The sequence below is a fragment of the Thainema salinarum CENA647 genome (assembly GCF_057732415.1).
In genome coordinates this window covers 4,266,196-4,282,691 of record NZ_JBYJZJ010000022.1, presented here as the reverse complement: position 1 = coordinate 4,282,691, position 16,496 = coordinate 4,266,196, and the positions used below count along the sequence as shown (strand labels likewise).

Here is a 16,496-nt window from a genome sequence, read left to right as displayed (position 1 = left end):
TCATTCCCAAGCTGATTTCAAGCTACTATTCAGGCTAAGACAGTACCCTAAACGCATAGCTTGCCATCCTGCTGATGCTCCAACAGAAACTGGGTCGCTTGCTCTGCAGTGAGGGGACGACTAAACCAGTAGCCCTGCATCTCCTTGCACTTTAGCGATCGCAAACATTCCATGTGGGCTTGAGTCTCAACCCCTTCTGCCACAACGCTTAAACCGAGTCCTCGGCTGAGAGTAATAATCGCTGAGACAATCGCTTTATCGGCAGGACGATGAATCAGGTCACGGATAAACGACTGGTCAATTTTAATTGTGTGCAACGGAAATCGCTTCAAAATAGGACAGGGAGGAGTAGCCTGTACCGAAGTCGTCCATCGAAATGCTGATGCCCATTGCCCGAATTTGCTCCAGCACATTAGATGTATGTTCCAAATTCTGCATGGCCGCCGTTTCAGTAATTTCCAGTTCCAAAAATTCTGGAGCCAGCTCGACGGTCTGCAGGATTTGCGTAATCCGTTCCAGCAGAGAAGGTTGCTGAAACTGGCGCGCCGACAAATTTACCGCAACTTTCAACGGCGGAATGCCTGCCAGTTGCCAAGCGCGATTTTGGGCACAGGCCGTCTTGATGGCCCATTCCCCAATCGGCACAATTAAGCCTGATTCCTCTGCTAAGGGAATGAATGTGCCGGGTGAAATGCTGCCCCAGTGCGAGTGATGCCAGCGCAACAGCGCTTCCATTTTAATCACTTGTCCTGTTTGGATATTCACTTGGGGCTGATAGTACAGTTCCAGTTCATTGAGCGGCAGCGCATGATGCAGGTGATTTTCCAACTGGAGCAGTCTGGAAGCCTGGGAGTTGAGCGTAGCCCGATAGAACTGGTAGTTGTTGCGGCCTTCGTCTTTGGCTCGGTACAAGGCGGTATCGGCGTTTTGGAGGAGCGTGTTTAAGTCTTCTCCATCCTGTGGATAGATCGCCAGCCCCATGCTGCTCGTGATGTAAAGCTCATGCTCCCCAACATGAAAAGCCGTGGCGAGACTGTCCCGAATGCGACGGGCAATTTTGGCGGCATCGTCTGGGCTGGACAAATGGGGTAAAACCAGGGTGAATTCATCGCCACCCCAGCGGGCAATCAAGTCCGCGTCGCGTAAACTCTGCTGCAGGCGCTGAGTCGCCTGTCGGAGCAGCTCATCGCCCACGGCGTGCCCCAGGGTATCGTTGATATTTTTGAACCGATCCAGATCGAGAAACATGACTCCCAACATTTCACCTGAGCGGCGAGCATGGGCAATCTCCAGCGGCAAATGCTCATTGAATAACGTGCGATTGGGCAGGCCAGTTAAACTGTCGTGAAAGGCCTGATGGCGCATTTGGGCTTCGGTTTGCTGGCGCTTGATCGCTCCGCCCAGACTAGCTGCGATCGCAACTAGAATCGATTCTTCTCTGGCCGTCCATTCCCGTGCCTCTTGACAGGCATCGAAACCGATATAGCCCCACAGCACCTGATCGATGAAAATCGGCACCATCAAAATCGACTGAATCTGGTCGCGCAGTAGAATTTGCTGTTCGCTGGCGGGAAACTCGCACGTTAAACCGCGCACAGGCTGACCTTTCTGAAAATTCTGGTACCAGCGATCCAGGCCAAATTCTCGATAGGGCTGATTTTGCCAGTGGGGCTGATTGATGCTGGGCACAATGTCGGCATGAGTCCACTCAAACCGCATGCTCATCGCCATTTCCCCTGTTTGAGAATGGGGATGGTTCTCGTAGATATAAACCCGATCGGCTTGAGCGGCCTCACCCAGGATGGACAGGACGTTCGGAATGGCCGTAGCGAAATCCGGCTGGGTCAACAGGCAGGTGGCCGCTGCCGCCACGCCCTCCAACAGGTGATCCCGCTTTAGCAGTTCTGCCTCATCATGCTTACGCGGGGTGATGTTCTCCACCGTGCCCTCATAACCTGCGATCGCACCCGTTTCGTCATAGAGCGTCCGCGCCGATTCCGAAATCCAGATAATGCTGCCGTCTTTGCGAAAGATTTGGGACTCAAAGTTAAACACCGAGCCCTGTGCCGCCATTAACTGCTCAAACTCCAGGCGTCGCTGCGGATCGACATAGAGCTGACTTTGGATATTGGTGATGGACTGAATTAACTCTTCCGGTGAGTCATAACCATAAATTTGGGCCAGCATCGGATTAGCCGTCAGGTACTGACCTGTCGGTGTAGTTTGAAAAATGCCCTCCACCGCATTTTCAAAAATGCTGCGGTACTTCACTTCGGCCTGTTTGAGAGAACTCTTGGTTTGCTGATGCTCGTAGGCCAACGAGATCGCTGCCGCCGCTGCCTTGAGTAAATCAATCTCAGAATCCTCCCAGTACAGTTCGTAGGTACAGTTTTCTAAAACGATAAATCCAAAAATATCCTTGCCCTGCTTTAGGGGCAGCATCAGCACTCCCTGAATAGAAAGGGGCGCTAATACGGCCTGTAGTTCGGTCTCTAGCTGAGCCGTAGCTAAACAGACCAATTCTTCTCCAGCCAGCAACTGCTCGAACCAGTGACTTAACTGATGGTGGTAGAGCTCAAGCTGAAGTTGCCACTGCTCCGGCTCTAACACAAAGTCTGGATCGGCCCACATCGACTGTTGCCAGCAGGTGATTTTCGGTCTCGCGGTTGAGCCCGTGATCGGTTTATCCGATTGCGGCAGGATTTGATCCAATTTGGTGACTGCCACTTCGAACACCCCAGCCCGACTCGCCTGGGCGGCCTGTCCCAAGATGGGCAAAATTTCAGCATACAGATCGGCACTTACATCCCATTCCAAGTTGAGCAACCGATACTGCAGATCGACAAGTGCGGCCAAATACTGTTCACGACGGGCAATAGCTTCCTCTGCTTTGCGCCATTCCGTGATGTCTTCGAACATGCCTAAAATGCCGATTGTGTTGTTATCGGCATCATAAATCGGCACTTTGCTCACGTCTTGCCAAATTTCGTCCCCATTCTGCTGAATTTTGCGACGAATAACATGGATCCGCCGCTTGTGGCGCTCCAGCACATCTAAATCGGCATCCCGAAAATTATCGGCTTGAGCTAAGGACCAAAGATCGTAGTCAGTTTTGCCAATTACGTCCTCTATCGAGGTTAAGCCAATCGAGTTCAACCAAACTTGGTTGCCGCCCTGGTAGGTCAAGTTGCGATCTTTCCAAAAAATATGCTGGGGAATATTGTCCAAGATCAGCTTCAAGAACGCCTCTTTTTCCTGCAGCGTCCGCTCCGTCTGCTTGCGCTCAGTAATGTCAGTAATAAAGCCTTCAAGACCAATCACCTTACCTTGGGCATTGGTTACGCCGTAGCCCTTTTCCCAGAGCCATTTCTCTTCACCCTGCTTAGTTCGAATCCGGTACTCAACAACATAGGGCTGCTGCTGTGCGATCGCACCATCAATCGCCTGTAACACCCGCGGCAGATCCTCGGGGTGAGTAATATCGTTATACGATTGCGATCGCACTGGCCCCGCTAGTTCAGACGGAGAATAGCCCGTCAGAGGGTAACAGCCTTGGCTAAGAAACTGCATCGACCACTCAGCATCATCATTGGAAACAAACACAATACCGGGCAGCGAATCCATCAGGGCCGTGAGCCGCTGCTGCTGCTCGGCTAGCACAGCTTCGCTCTGCTTGAGTCGCAGCACTGAACCCAGCTGGGTCAGAATTTGGCGCACCTGCTCAATTTGGCTTGGGTCAACCGAGTTGGCATCGACCAGCCACACAATTAGCACCGCCAAAACGCGATCTCCCACCTTAATCGGAACGCCCAGGCAAGCATTTAAATTGGCCTGGAGAGCAGCGTTCTTACGGAGCAGCGACTGGTCAGACTCAGCTTCAATGGCTGCAATCCATTCTGGCTGGCGAGTAACAGCGACCCGTCCCGGCAAGCCCGTGCCCAAGGTGACACTAAATTGCTCACTCACCTTGCGGAAAGCTTGAAACTGCTCCGGCTGCGGACTGTACCATATTGGGCTAATGCACAATCCACCCTGCTGAGGAGTTGGCAACCAGATCTCGGCCAGTGCTCCGTTAATCAATTGGCAAATCAATTGCAGCACCACCTCAAAGGCAGCTTCACTATCGATCGCCTCACTAACAGCTCGATTGACCTGCTCAATCAGCTGATGAATCGGGCGATGTGAGATGGATTGATGGTTGGGATTGAGCTTTGACACCTTAAACGACAGGTTAGATGGCTGATCCGGTAAGTCACTGGTCATTCGTTGCTCCAAGTCGCGACGTACAGAGTTTCCGATGACATTATTTGTCCAACATTAGAGTGCCCCTGATTTTGATCGCGCCAAATTTAATTACACCTAAATTTGAATATGGCTTCAGTCAATCAGATTAAAGAAGAAACACCATCAAGGTTGTGATGACGGTTTCAATCTAGGCCGTCATCGTCGCAACTTAGGAGGAAGTTTTAGCTATGAATAAAACCTACAATTTTCTTTAGCGAAATATTATTTAGTGGCCGATTAAAGTGCGATCGCACAATTAATTTTGATAGTCGCTTAATTTAACTTAAGATGCCCAATTATGAGCAAACTTTAGCAGAATTCCAGCGTTAAAGGGACTCAGCAAAACGGCTGATTGTGCGTCGCTTCTGAAAAGGTCTCTATAATTACTTAGAAGAGGTCTACGTTTAGGCAGAAGCTGAATGTCTGTCCTGAAGTAGTTTTCGTCTATCTTGTTGAGTTTTGGTGCCTATGACTTCTGCTGCTCCTGCCGAGATCCAAAGTGCTGTAGATTGGCGGCGCAACTTTGCGATTATCTCTCACCCTGATGCAGGTAAGACAACATTAACTGAAAAACTATTGCTGTACGGTGGAGCCATCCACGAAGCGGGAGCCGTCAAAGCTCGTCGGGCCCAGCGCCATGCCACCTCCGACTGGATGGAGATGGAGCAGCAGCGGGGCATTTCGATCACCTCAACTGTGCTGCATTTTGACTATCGCAACTACTGGATCAACCTGCTGGATACGCCCGGACACCAAGACTTCAGTGAAGACACCTATCGCACGCTAGCGGCTGCCGATAATGCGGTCATGCTGGAAGATTCGGCCAAAGGTTTGGAGCCTCAAACGCGCAAATTGTTTGAAGTCTGCCGAATGCGATCGCTACCCATCTTCACCTTTTTCAACAAGATGGATCGTCCAGGTCGCGAACCACTAGAACTGATGGACGAAATCGAGCAGGAATTGGGGCTGAAAACCTATGCAGTGAACTATCCCATTGGCATCGGCGACCAGTTTCGGGGCGTTTATGACCGTCGCACCAAGTCATTTCACCTATTTGAGCGCACAGCGCACGGTAGCAGAGAAGCCAAGGTAGACGTTATTCCACTTGGCGATCCGCGCATTGAGGAGCTGATTGATCCCGATTTGTACTACCAGTTCAAAGATGAACTGGAAATCATTGAAGAAATCGGTGAAGACCTGGATTTAGAGGCAGTTCATGCCGGACAACTGACACCCGTATTCTTTGGCAGCGCCATGACCAACTTTGGCGTCAAGCTGTTTCTCGATGCGTTTTTAGAGTACGCTATGCCGCCGAGTCCCCGCCGCAGTTCTGTGGGTGACGTGGAGCCAACTCAGCCAGATTTCTCCGGATTCGTGTTCAAGCTTCAGGCCAATATGGATCCGAAACATCGCGATCGCATCGCCTTCATCCGCGTGTGTTCCGGCAAGTTCGAAAAAGATATGGTGGTGAACCATGCCCGCACGGGAAAAAATGTCCGCCTATCTCACCCTCAAAAGCTGTTTGCTCAAGGCCGTCAGTCGCTGGATGAGGCCTATCCGGGCGACGTGATTGGCTTGAACAACCCCGGCGTATTTGCGATCGGCGACACGATTTATACAGGCAAACAGTCGCTGGAGTACGAGGGTATTCCCTGTTTTTCGCCGGAGCTATTTGCTTATCTGCGCAATCCCAATCCCTCTAAGTTCAAGCAGTTCCGCAAAGGGGTAAATGAGCTGCGTGAGGAAGGGGCAGTGCAAATCATGTACTCCGCCAATGAATCCCGTCGCGATCCCATTCTGGCTGCCGTCGGACAGCTTCAGTTCGAAGTCGTCCAGTTCCGACTGCAGAACGAGTACAACGTCGAAACTCTGCTAGAACCCCTACCTTATAGCGTCGCCCGCTGGGTCGGCGGTGGCTGGGAGGCACTCGAAAAAGCGGGGCGTTTATTCAATACCGTTACGGTAAAAGATTCCTGGGGTCGTCCGGTTCTCCTGTTCAAAAATGAATGGAACTGCCAGCAAGTGGAAGGCGAACACCCGGAACTAGAACTCAGCTCAATTGCACCTGTCGTCGTTGGGCAACAACCCGAAGAGTTGTGATGAGCGCGATCGCAAAAGCTTAAATCACAAAACCTTCTTCCACTTAGCTCATCAACCATCCCCAACGGTCATTTGTCTCACACGGCGGCAAATGACCGTTGCAGTTAAGGGCAAGATAATGGCCAGAAGCGAAATATAGCGGTTCTAGATAAGAACGAGAGAGGAGAGTGCCTCATTCTGAGGCACTCTCCTCTCTCGTTTTCTCACTCTTAGCTGGAATCACTATAAACATGATTCTGTAACATTAACTACAAAAACAAATTAAAATGCTAGATTAGCAGTAGAATCATTACCGCACTAACAAAGGATTGGATGTTTACCATGAACAGAAAACGTCGTGAAATCATAACAAAAACCGCTGAAGCTCATCGTGAAGCATTACGACAACGGCTCCAGCAAAGGATGGAATCGGCTCGTTCTCGAGGCGATGAAAATCTAGTGCGTCAGCTAGAGCAGGAAGCACAATATCTTGGCTAAGGATCTGAAATCAGTCGTTGATCTAGGATTTTTTCTTGGCTATCTAGCCTAATCAGGTCATATAGCAGCCTCAAAAGCTGGTAAAACGCACCGATTTAACAGCTTTTTGGGCTACTTCAAGTCTTTGTTCTTTCAGTTATACGTTGAGTTTTAAAGCGGAGTTTGTCTGTAAACAAAACTCCGCTTTTCGTTGTTTCTCAATCACTGTTTTCAGCCGCTGATTCTTGAGCCAGCTGATTCAAAATTGTTTCCAGCTCTTGCTGATGGCGGCCATATTCCGCCCAATTGCCCTGCTGCAGGGCAGCCTGAGCATTGTCGTAGGCCGTTTGGGCGGATTGAATTAGCTCAGACATGTTGGCACTATCGGGCACAGCGGGTGTGGGTGCAGCAGGTGGCTGAGGCGCTGCCGGAGCTGTCGGAGGAGCTGTCGGAGGTGTGGATGTAGTAGCGCCCTCACCGAACAGGGCACTCAGCGCTTCTTCGAGCGTATTTCGCATGACCACACCATCCTGATAGGCCACAATCACTCGCTTCAGTTCCGGCAGTTCACCCTGTTCAGCCCGCAGATAAATCGGTTCAACATACAGCAACGATTCCTGAATTGGAATCACCAACAAATCTCCACGAATCACCCGCGATCCTTGCTGGCTCCACAGCGTAAGCTGTTCTGAAATCTCAGGCGTTTGGTCGATACGGGCTTCGATCTGGCTCGGCCCATAAATTAGTTCCTGTTTAGGAAACTCATATAGCAGCAGTTTGCCGTAGTCTTCACCATCGGATCGCGCTGCCATCCAAGCAATCATGTTGTCTTTATTCACAGGTGTAAACGGCAGAATCAGCACAAACTCTTCCTGGTTCTGTCCTGGCAGGCTCATGATCATGTAATACGGCTCCATCACCTGCTGGTTGCCTTCATAGACCTCTACCGGGAAGCGCCAGAGATCTTCTTGGTTGTAGAATACCTCTGGAGTATCCATGTGGTAAGTGAGGTATATGACCGCTTGAATTTTGAATAAATCGAGCGGATAGCGGAAGTGATTACGTACCTGCTCTGGCACCTGATCCGCACCTAGAAACAACTCAGGGAAAATCTGACGGTAGGTTGCTAACACCGGATCAGTTTCATCTACCACGTAAAACTGCATCGTGCCGTCAAACGCATCCACCACCACCTTGACCGAGTTGCGAATGTAGTTTGTGCGATCGCGGATTAGCTCACTAGCAGAACCCCCATTGCCTAAAGCGGCTGAAGCACGATAAGCACGGGCAACAGGTTCAGAATAGGGATAGCGATCGCTAATCGTATAGGCATCAACAATCCACTGAACTCGCCCGTCGATAATCGCAATGTAAGGATCTGAGTCGTAGCGCAGGAAGGGGGCAACGTGGGCAACGCGATCGCGAATTTGGCGATGGTAGTGAATCTTAGACTCACTGGTCAAATAGTTAGAAATGAGTAGCTTGAAGTCGCCAAAATCAAAGGCATAGGCAAGCTGACGCAGTAGACTACCGACGGGCACGCCACCTGCCCCTTCATAGCGAGTTGAGGCGTTGGTATTTCCTTGAGGATAGTCAAATTCTTCAATCGTTGCGCCCGTGAACATGTAATCCTCGGTCAGTTCACCGTAGTAGATGGCCGTCTCTTGCACATCCAGATCGACACTGGTTTGGGGGGGGATATCCTGAACGAAAAATTGAGGCAGACCATCGGGACGTACTACGTTGACCGGACTCATTGCGAATCCATAGCCGTGAGTATATTTCAGCCGCTGATTGACCCAGTTACGCGCCTGTTCAGAAAGGCGAGACGTATCCAGTTCACGGGGAGATAGCATCACCTGACGATAGTTGCCGTCAATCGTGTAGCGATCTACGTCTACATCAGTAAAGCGGTAGTAGGCGCGGATTTCCTGGAGCTGCTGGTAGGTACTCAGCAGGGGGCGATAGTCCCACAGGCGAATATTGCGAATCGTGGGGCTGCTTGCTTCGATGTCAGCCCGCGTTAGGTTGTCTTCCGCTGGGTAATCGTCACGCTCTACGTCACCAAGCTGATAGGCACTGCGCGTAAATTCAATATTATTTTCGATAAAAGGCCGTTCCTTAGCCAGTTCATTGGGAGCCACAACAAACTGCTGCTGGAACCAAGGGTAAAGACCTGCCACCACCGTAAAAACGATGATATAAAAAACTAGTCCATAGGTGGGCAATACAAACCCACTGCGCCACAGGGTGATCACAAACAGCGTGCCCAGCGCTAGGGTAACAAAGCCCATAATCCAGTAGGCGTGTAGGCGAGCATTGATATCTGTAAACCCGGCTCCATAGACAACACCGGTCGGTGAATACAGCAGCTCAAACCGCTGAAGCCAGAAGCCAAACGTAATCACAACCGCGATCGCAGCTAGCAAAACGCTCAGATGCAGCTTCACATTACCCGTGAGTAGATTGGTCCAGCCCCGGTCCAGATTAATCGATCCTCTCAGCACATAGATGACTGCAGCAATGATCAGTCCCCAAAACAGCAGTGCCAGTAGCCAGGACTGAAACTGCTGATAGAAAGGCAGTTGAAAGACATAGAACCCGATATCGGTGTTGTAGATTGGATCAGCCTGATCGAACTGGGTCGGATTGAGAAAACGTAAAATGCTTTCCCAGTGACTGACAGTAGCAGACGCCGCCAGTAGGGCAATGCCAATCGTAAAGGCCAGTGCGATCGCATTCACAATCCAGTCAGCATAGTTGCCCAGTTCTGTTCGCTCTAGCAGATAAAATCTGCGATCGCGGCTGAGATGAAGCGCCAGCCGATAGTTCAACCAGATAAAACCACCGTAGATCAGGAACGTGGCAAGCCATAACCCAACCTGCCAGCGAATCCGCGTCCAGAAGACCGGGCTGAAGCCAACGGAATCGAACCACCAGGATTCCGTCAGTAAGTGGATTAGCGTGCTAGAAAAGAGCAGCAACAGAATAACAACTGCCGCAATCGTCAGGAAGAGTCCCTGTCGTTTCATGATTCAGTAGAGTCAGAGGGGAACACAGTAACTAGATTCCGTTTTATTGTGACTCATGATCCAAAAAGCATGGGCTGCGATCGCGCCGGAACAGACGATTTGTTAAGTAACTACACGTAAATCAACTCGGCGGTTCCACGTCACTTGTCCAGTTTCAGTGATCCAATTATGGATAAAGCACTAAACCATTAGCGACGAAAAAACTTGCAAATTCCCCGCTCTGAGGTGCGAATAAACGCACAAATTTCATCAATCAGCGGCGAATCAAGTTCCTGCTCTAGCTTGTCAACAGCACTGGGAACACTTAGGCCCGACTGGTAAAGCACCTGAATTGCTCGCTTGAGCACCTGGCGCTCATCACTACTTAATCCAGCCCGACGCAAACCGACAACATTTAAGCCCATGATGGTGTTAATCGTGACGCCCCGCGTCATAAAAAAAGGCGGCACATCTTTCTGCACGGCCGAACCGCCTGACATCATCACCAGTCGGCCAACACGAGTAAACTGATGCACCAGGCAACCACCGCTGATAAAGGCGCGATCGCCCACCTGGGCATACCCTGCAATCAGGGCATTGTTCGCTAAAATAACCCGATTACCAATTTGGGCATTATGCGCCACATGGCTATTGGCCATCAGCAAACAGTCATCGCCGACAACCGTGACTGAGCCGGGCTGAGTCCCACGATGTACCGTGCAACCCTCCCGCAGATCACAGCGATCGCCTATTTTCACATACGTTTCGACATCTTCAAAAGCCAAATCCTGCGGCGTATCGCCAATGACGGCCCCCGCATGAACTCGGCAGTTTTCACCCAAAGTTGTATAGCGCAGCAGCGTCGCCCGAGGGCCAATCGCACAGCCAGCCCCGACTTTTACCTGAGTATCAATATAGGCAAAGGGGCCAACCGTTACTCCTTCGCCCAGTTTGGCTCCCGGTTCAACTACAGCGGTAGGATGAATCCTCATATTTAATCGATGGATTAGAACCCAATGATTTGGTGATGGCTGGTGCTGCTAGTGTTTCCCAAGAAAATGCTTGGACTTTAGTAACACAGCTTTATCCCATAATGACAACGCTGAGCGTAGCACGAAAGAGCAGCGTTTGAGATCGGCTAATCCTGAGAAGACGTAGCATCTCTATCCAAGCAAGGCGTTTACGAGTCAGCTTTAAAGCGTCCATTTAATCCAGCCGAATTAGGCAGTCGCGCAATCGCCTCCGGGGATTTAAAAACGGCAAACAGCTTCATCTTCAACCGGACAGCTTTTACTCGCTAGAGGATTGCCGTCCAAACTCAAATTTTTGAGCTGAGTTAGAGGAGATAGCGCTTTCACAGTTTCAATTTGGTTATCGCTGAGGCTTAACTGCTGCAAACGGGTCAGCGAGGCTAGGGCAGTAACTTGGTCAATCGCATTGTTACGCAGTTCAAGCTGCTCTAGGGCTGTAAGAGCGGCTAATGGTGCAATATTGGCGATCTGATTATTGTTCAAAATCAGGGTTTTCAGTTTCGTCAACGACTCCAACGGCGCAACGTCAGCAATTTGATTATTGTTGAGCAGTAGAGTTTCAAGCTGGGTCAAAGAAGATAGTGGCGTCAAATCTGCGATCGCATTTGAACCCAGTCGTAGCTCAGTCATCTGGGGCAAACTGGTCAGCGGCTGCACGTCCACAATTTCTTTGCCACCTAAATCAATCACTGTTTGGGTCGCCAAAGCAGTTGCAGCTTCACCACAGTTTTCAGTGCCAGCCAGTTCCAACAGCGCCTGCACCGTATGTTGAGCATCATCTGTGAGGGATGATTGACCATCACATAATTCGATAAAGCTACTGGTGGCGGCGCTGCTGGTAGCCGCACTGGCGGCTTGATTAGTTTGTTGAGCCGCCTGCTGAGCCGCCGCTAGTGCTTCAGCATCGAGTTCAAGCGTACGGTTGGGGCTAGGCTGATCCACCTTCTGCTGAGCAGTGCTGAGTTGAGTCTGAAACTCCTGAAGCTTTTGCTGCGCATCCCCATAGTTGGCGTGAGAAGCAGGTATTCGCTGCAAAAGTGCGATCGCACGCTGCCAGCGACTCACTACCAACTGCCAATCTTGAGACGTGAAAGCTGATTGCGAGAGCGAAATGGCACTATCACCATCTTTCAATGCTTCTTGATAAAGATCACGAACATCACTAAACTTTTCCTCTTCCGTTGCTGGTGCCGATGCAGCATCAGCCGCCGCCTCTGGATCCGTGGTGATGAATTCAGAGGTTTGAGGAAACGATTCAGATGAAGTGTCGGAAAATGCTTCAGAATCTGATGAATTTGGCTGTGTTGCACAGCCACTCCCGACTAGAGCTAAACCACCCACTGCGATCGCAAGCCCTAAATGAATAGCTTGATGACGGATTGCTCGCATTTTCATCTTGGGCACACCTCTCTGGTGAACAAACGCTCTAAAAATTATTACAAAGATATTCAATCTGGAACTTTTCGCGCCATCTATCGGTCACGGCCACACATAACGCAAGGCTTTTAGCACTGAGGGTACAATGACACGGTTTAAAGGGTGGCATACCGGAACAGCATTCACAGTAGTCTTGGGCATGGCAACCGCCACAACGCTGCCATCTGTCGCAGTCGCGGCTCAGACTCAACCCAAACCCTATTCTATCGCTCAGCTTTTAGAACAGCGGCTAGAGTACAGGTTACCCACAGGTACGCAAATTCCCGTGCAGTATAACGAGGCCGAACGAATCATCATCAAGCCGGACGAAACAGCAGAAGTCAACTTGATCGTTGCTGACGATGTGCGATCGCCCTCCACTAATCGGGTCGTCATTCCAGAAAATAGCGTCATCACCGGAGAACTGCGCCCCACCGATAATGGCACACAGTTTGTCTCCGAAAGCATTGTCTTCCCAGACACAAGTATTGACAATGACGAAGAGGCTTTGACAATCAATGCCACTTCGGATGAGATTACGGATACTCAGATCATCACCGAAGACTCCGATCCTGATATCCTGCGTGGTGCGATAGTCGGCGGTGCCGCTGCTGCTGTCTTATCCGAAATTTTTGGCAGCATTGATATTTTGGAAGTATTAGGCGGAGCAGGCGTTGGCGTTCTGGCAGAAATACTGATCAATCAGGGCAATGAAGACGAAGTTGAGGTCATCATTATCGAACCTGAAACCGACCTGGATTTAACGCTTGAATCTGACTTTGTCCGCGAATAGTTCAACGTAAGCTCGATAAACTCAGCAAACGAAAAGGGCGACCTCAATAAGGTCGCCCTTTTCAAACTTCAAGACTCTCCTTAGAGAATCCAGTTTCTTGAAACCTAGTCAAGGTCAGGCATTGACAATACAGGCTCAGTCGAACGGTTGATACCGCGCTCGAATCCAGCCGCAGCCGCCCGAGCACGACCAGCATGCCACAGGTGACCAACCAGGAAGAAGAACGCCAGTACAAAGTGAGACGTTGCCAGCCACTGACGAGGGTTCACAAAGTTCACAGAGTTGATCTCGGTAATAATGCCACCTACCGAGTTGATGGATGCGTTGGGTGCGTGGGTCATATATTCAGCCGCACGACGAACTTGCCAAGGCTGAATGTCATTGCGGAGCTTGTCTAAGTCCAGACCATTAGGTCCACGTAGAGGCTCCAGCCAAGGACCACGGAAGTCCCAAAAACGCATGGTTTCACCACCGAAGATAATCTCACCAGTGGGAGAACGCATCAGATACTTACCCAAACCAGTTGGACCTTGAGCTGCACCAATATTGGCACCCAGACGCTGGTCACGAACCAAGAAGGTCATAGCCTGAGCCTGAGATGCTTCAGCATTGGTAGGGCCGTAAAACTCACTGGGATAAGCAGTGTTGTTAAACCAAACCATACAAGCAGCAATGAAGCCCATCAGGGACAAAGCACCGAGGCTGTAGGAGAGGTAAGCTTCACCCGACCAGATGAATGCGCGGCGTGCCCAAGCAAATGGCTTAGTCAGAATGTGCCAAACACCACCTGCGATGCAGATCAAACCAACCCAAATATGACCACCGATGATGTCTTCCATGTTGTCGACACCAACGATCCAGCCGTCGCCACCAAAGGGGGAGCCAGCCAGATAGCCAAAAATAATAGCTGGGTTTAGCGTGGGGTTCGTAATTAACCGCACGTCACCACCACCCGGTGCCCAGGTGTCATAAACACCACCGAAGAACATCGCCTTCAGCACGAGCAGGAATGCACCACATCCCAACAGGATCAGGTGAATACCGATGATAGTGGTCATCTTGTTCTTGTCTTTCCAGTCGTAGCCGAAGAACGCAGAGTACTCTTCTAGCGTTTCAGGGCCACGAACCGCGTGGTAAATACCACCCAAGCCAAGAACAGCAGAGGAAATAAGGTGTAAAACACCAACAACAAAATAGGGGAAAGTATCAAATACTTCACCACCAGGGCCAACACCCCAGCCAAGGGTTGCGAGGTGAGGCAGCAGGATTAAACCCTGCTCATACATGGGCTTTTCGGGTACAAAGTGAGCGACCTCAAACAGGGTCATTGCACCAGCCCAGAAAACAATCAAACCAGCGTGAGCAACGTGAGCACCAAGCAGTTTACCGGACAGGTTGATCAGACGAGCATTACCTGCCCACCAGGCAAAACCTGAAGTTGCTTGGTCGCGTCCGCCCACAATCGTATTAGAGAGCGTTACCACGGGGCAGAACCTCCTCAGGGAATACAAAGCTTTCGTGGGGTTGGTCTTGCGGGGCCATCCAGGCACGGATACCCTCGTTCAGCAGGATGTTCTTGGTGTAGAAGGTCTCAAACTCAGGGTCTTCTGCAGCTCGAACTTCCTGACTGATGAAGTCATAGGCCCGCAGGTTCAATGCTAGACCTACAATGCCAACCGCACTCATCCACAGACCCGTCACGGGCACAAACAGCATGAAGAAGTGCAGCCAGCGCTTGTTGGAGAAGGCGATACCGAAAATCTGCGACCAGAATCGGTTCGCGGTCACCATCGAGTAGGTCTCTTCCGACTGGGTCGGGTTGAACGCTCGGAAGGTGTTCGACGAGTCGCCATCTTCAAACAGCGTGTTCTCAACCGTCGCACCGTGAATCGCACACAGCAGTGCGCCGCCCAGGACACCAGCTACGCCCATCATGTGGAAGGGATTCAATGTCCAGTTGTGGAAGCCCTGCAGGAACAGCAGGAAGCGGAAGATGGCCGCCACACCGAAGCTCGGTGCAAAGAACCAGCTCGATTGGCCTAAGGGGTACATCAAGAAAACGGATACGAAAACGGCAATCGGCGCAGAAAATGCGATCGCGTTGTACGGACGTACGCCCACCAGTCGAGCAATCTCGAACTGTCGCAGCATGAAGCCAATCAGACCGAAGGCACCGTGCAGCGCTACAAAGCTCCACAAGCCGCCGATTTGACACCAGCGTACGAAGTCGCCTTGAGCTTCAGGACCCCACAGGAACAGCAGGGAGTGTCCCATGCTGTCAGCGGGTGTGGATACCGCGACGGTCAAGAAGTTACAGCCTTCCAGGTAGGAAGAGGCTAGACCGTGGGTATACCAGGAGGTAACGAAGGTGGTGCCGGTCAGCCATCCACCAATCGCCATGTAGGCGCAGGGGAATAGCAAAAGACCAGACCAGCCAATAAAGACGAATCGGTCGCGCTTGAGCCAGTCATCGAGGACGTCGAACCATCCTCGATTGGCTTGCGCCCGTCCCATTGCTATGGTCATCTCAAATCCTCATTAATATTGCGTCTACCCAAAGAAATCTATCTTATGCAGTACATGACTAAGAATCTACTGCAACTAAAGACGAAACTTCTTTGGCATCCGGAGACAGAACGTGTTGTGAAATATCATCTCAGATTATGAGAATGATCAGGCCACATTGTTCTAGTCTCAGCAACCGAAAGTTGGCTCAAGAGCCAAGCCTTCGCGGATTTAACGTTTCTATATGATAAGGAGAGATCCCGGATTTTACAATCCGATACGTAATTTCTCAGGCAGTTTTTTGCTCTAATCGAAGGTGTAGCACGAATTGAACGGACGCGCGATCGCGCAAATCCTCTACAGAGATGGTCTCGCCAAAGCCAGAAATCACGCGGTTTACAAGGCATTTTTAATAATGGAAGCGATATATGAGTCCAGATCGCTAAATTTAGTCAAAATCGGCTATATATTGACCATATACCGCCTACACGAATACAACATGATGTGTTTGCTAAACTGCATCACCCTATCGGCAGATAATATTTACACGTATCTTCGTAGTGCAGGACATCAATTTTTTTGGGCTTGGCTTGCCTCTGGAATCGACGTAACGATTGCCAATTTCAATAGTTCGTATCATTTTCATCTTTGGTTTTCTCTCTGGATTGTGGTTATCGAGCAGTGATAATCTGCCTAACTGGGGCTTTAGTTCTGTAAGGTATAAGATCTGGCCGTTTCCAGCAGGACCTTAAAGATCGAAGGAATCTCGCTAGAATTTTCTCAGACTGAATTCCTTAACGAAGACTTACAGTTAGGCAATTCGTCAATTGCACTCCGATCCGTTCAGCTCCAATTCATCCCATAGACGACTCATTAAGAGATTCAACGCATTAACAAACA

General features: G+C 50.4%; 10 protein-coding genes. 3 read left to right on the top strand and 7 right to left on the bottom strand.

The features are described from left to right. Window positions 1–47: 47 nt before the first annotated feature. Together AC286M_RS25530 and AC286M_RS25525 are read right to left on the bottom strand one after the other, a co-directional pair. On the bottom strand, window positions 48–317 hold the full coding sequence (locus AC286M_RS25530; RefSeq protein WP_488207053.1) for an EAL domain-containing protein: 270 nt from the start codon (window positions 315–317) through the stop codon (window positions 48–50). Beyond that, complete coding sequence (locus tag AC286M_RS25525) at window positions 304–4,263, bottom strand: diguanylate cyclase domain-containing protein (RefSeq protein ID WP_488207052.1); 3,960 nt, start codon at window positions 4,261–4,263, stop codon at window positions 304–306. Before AC286M_RS25525 ends, AC286M_RS25530 begins: the two co-directional genes overlap by 14 nt. A 489-nt stretch (window positions 4,264–4,752) precedes the next feature. On the opposite strand from AC286M_RS25525, the gene prfC reads away from it, so the two are divergent. Then, a complete protein-coding gene (gene prfC / locus AC286M_RS25520) occupies window positions 4,753–6,384 on the top strand; it encodes a peptide chain release factor 3 (RefSeq protein WP_488207051.1) in 1,632 nt (543 codons plus the stop codon). Between the two features lie 312 nt (window positions 6,385–6,696). Then, complete coding sequence (gene pirA, locus AC286M_RS25515) at window positions 6,697–6,861, top strand: arginine synthesis PII-interacting regulator PirA (RefSeq protein WP_488207050.1); 165 nt, start codon at window positions 6,697–6,699, stop codon at window positions 6,859–6,861. 197 nt (window positions 6,862–7,058) lie between these two features. Here the strand turns inward: pirA and AC286M_RS25510 are convergent, their stop codons facing one another. From AC286M_RS25510 to AC286M_RS25500, 3 genes are all read right to left on the bottom strand, one after another. Further along, window positions 7,059–9,872 (bottom strand): UPF0182 family membrane protein, encoded by a 2,814-nt coding sequence (locus AC286M_RS25510; protein WP_488207049.1) that lies wholly within the window; start codon window positions 9,870–9,872, stop codon window positions 7,059–7,061. 188 nt (window positions 9,873–10,060) lie between these two features. Further along, window positions 10,061–10,843 carry an acyl-ACP--UDP-N-acetylglucosamine O-acyltransferase gene (gene lpxA / locus AC286M_RS25505; protein WP_488207048.1) on the bottom strand — a complete coding sequence of 261 codons (783 nt, stop codon included), beginning with the start codon at window positions 10,841–10,843 and terminating at the stop codon, window positions 10,061–10,063. Between the two features lie 258 nt (window positions 10,844–11,101). After that, window positions 11,102–12,277 (bottom strand): leucine-rich repeat domain-containing protein, encoded by a 1,176-nt coding sequence (locus AC286M_RS25500; protein ID WP_488207047.1) that lies wholly within the window; start codon window positions 12,275–12,277, stop codon window positions 11,102–11,104. Window positions 12,278–12,404: 127 nt separating this feature from the next. Between AC286M_RS25500 and AC286M_RS25495 the strand changes: the two genes are divergently transcribed. Continuing rightward, window positions 12,405–13,091: a hypothetical protein gene (locus AC286M_RS25495; protein ID WP_488207046.1), complete on the top strand. Its 687-nt coding sequence runs from the start codon at window positions 12,405–12,407 to the stop codon at window positions 13,089–13,091. A gap of 104 nt (window positions 13,092–13,195) precedes the next feature. Here the strand turns inward: AC286M_RS25495 and psbC are convergent, their stop codons facing one another. Beyond that, entirely contained in the window at window positions 13,196–14,575 is a 1,380-nt protein-coding gene (gene psbC, locus AC286M_RS25490) for a photosystem II reaction center protein CP43 (RefSeq protein WP_488207045.1), read from the bottom strand. Continuing rightward, window positions 14,559–15,617, bottom strand: coding sequence for a photosystem II reaction center subunit D2 (gene psbD / locus AC286M_RS25485; RefSeq protein ID WP_488205527.1), 1,059 nt, complete (start codon window positions 15,615–15,617; stop codon window positions 14,559–14,561). Before psbD ends, psbC begins: the two co-directional genes overlap by 17 nt. Window positions 15,618–16,496 lie beyond the last annotated feature (879 nt).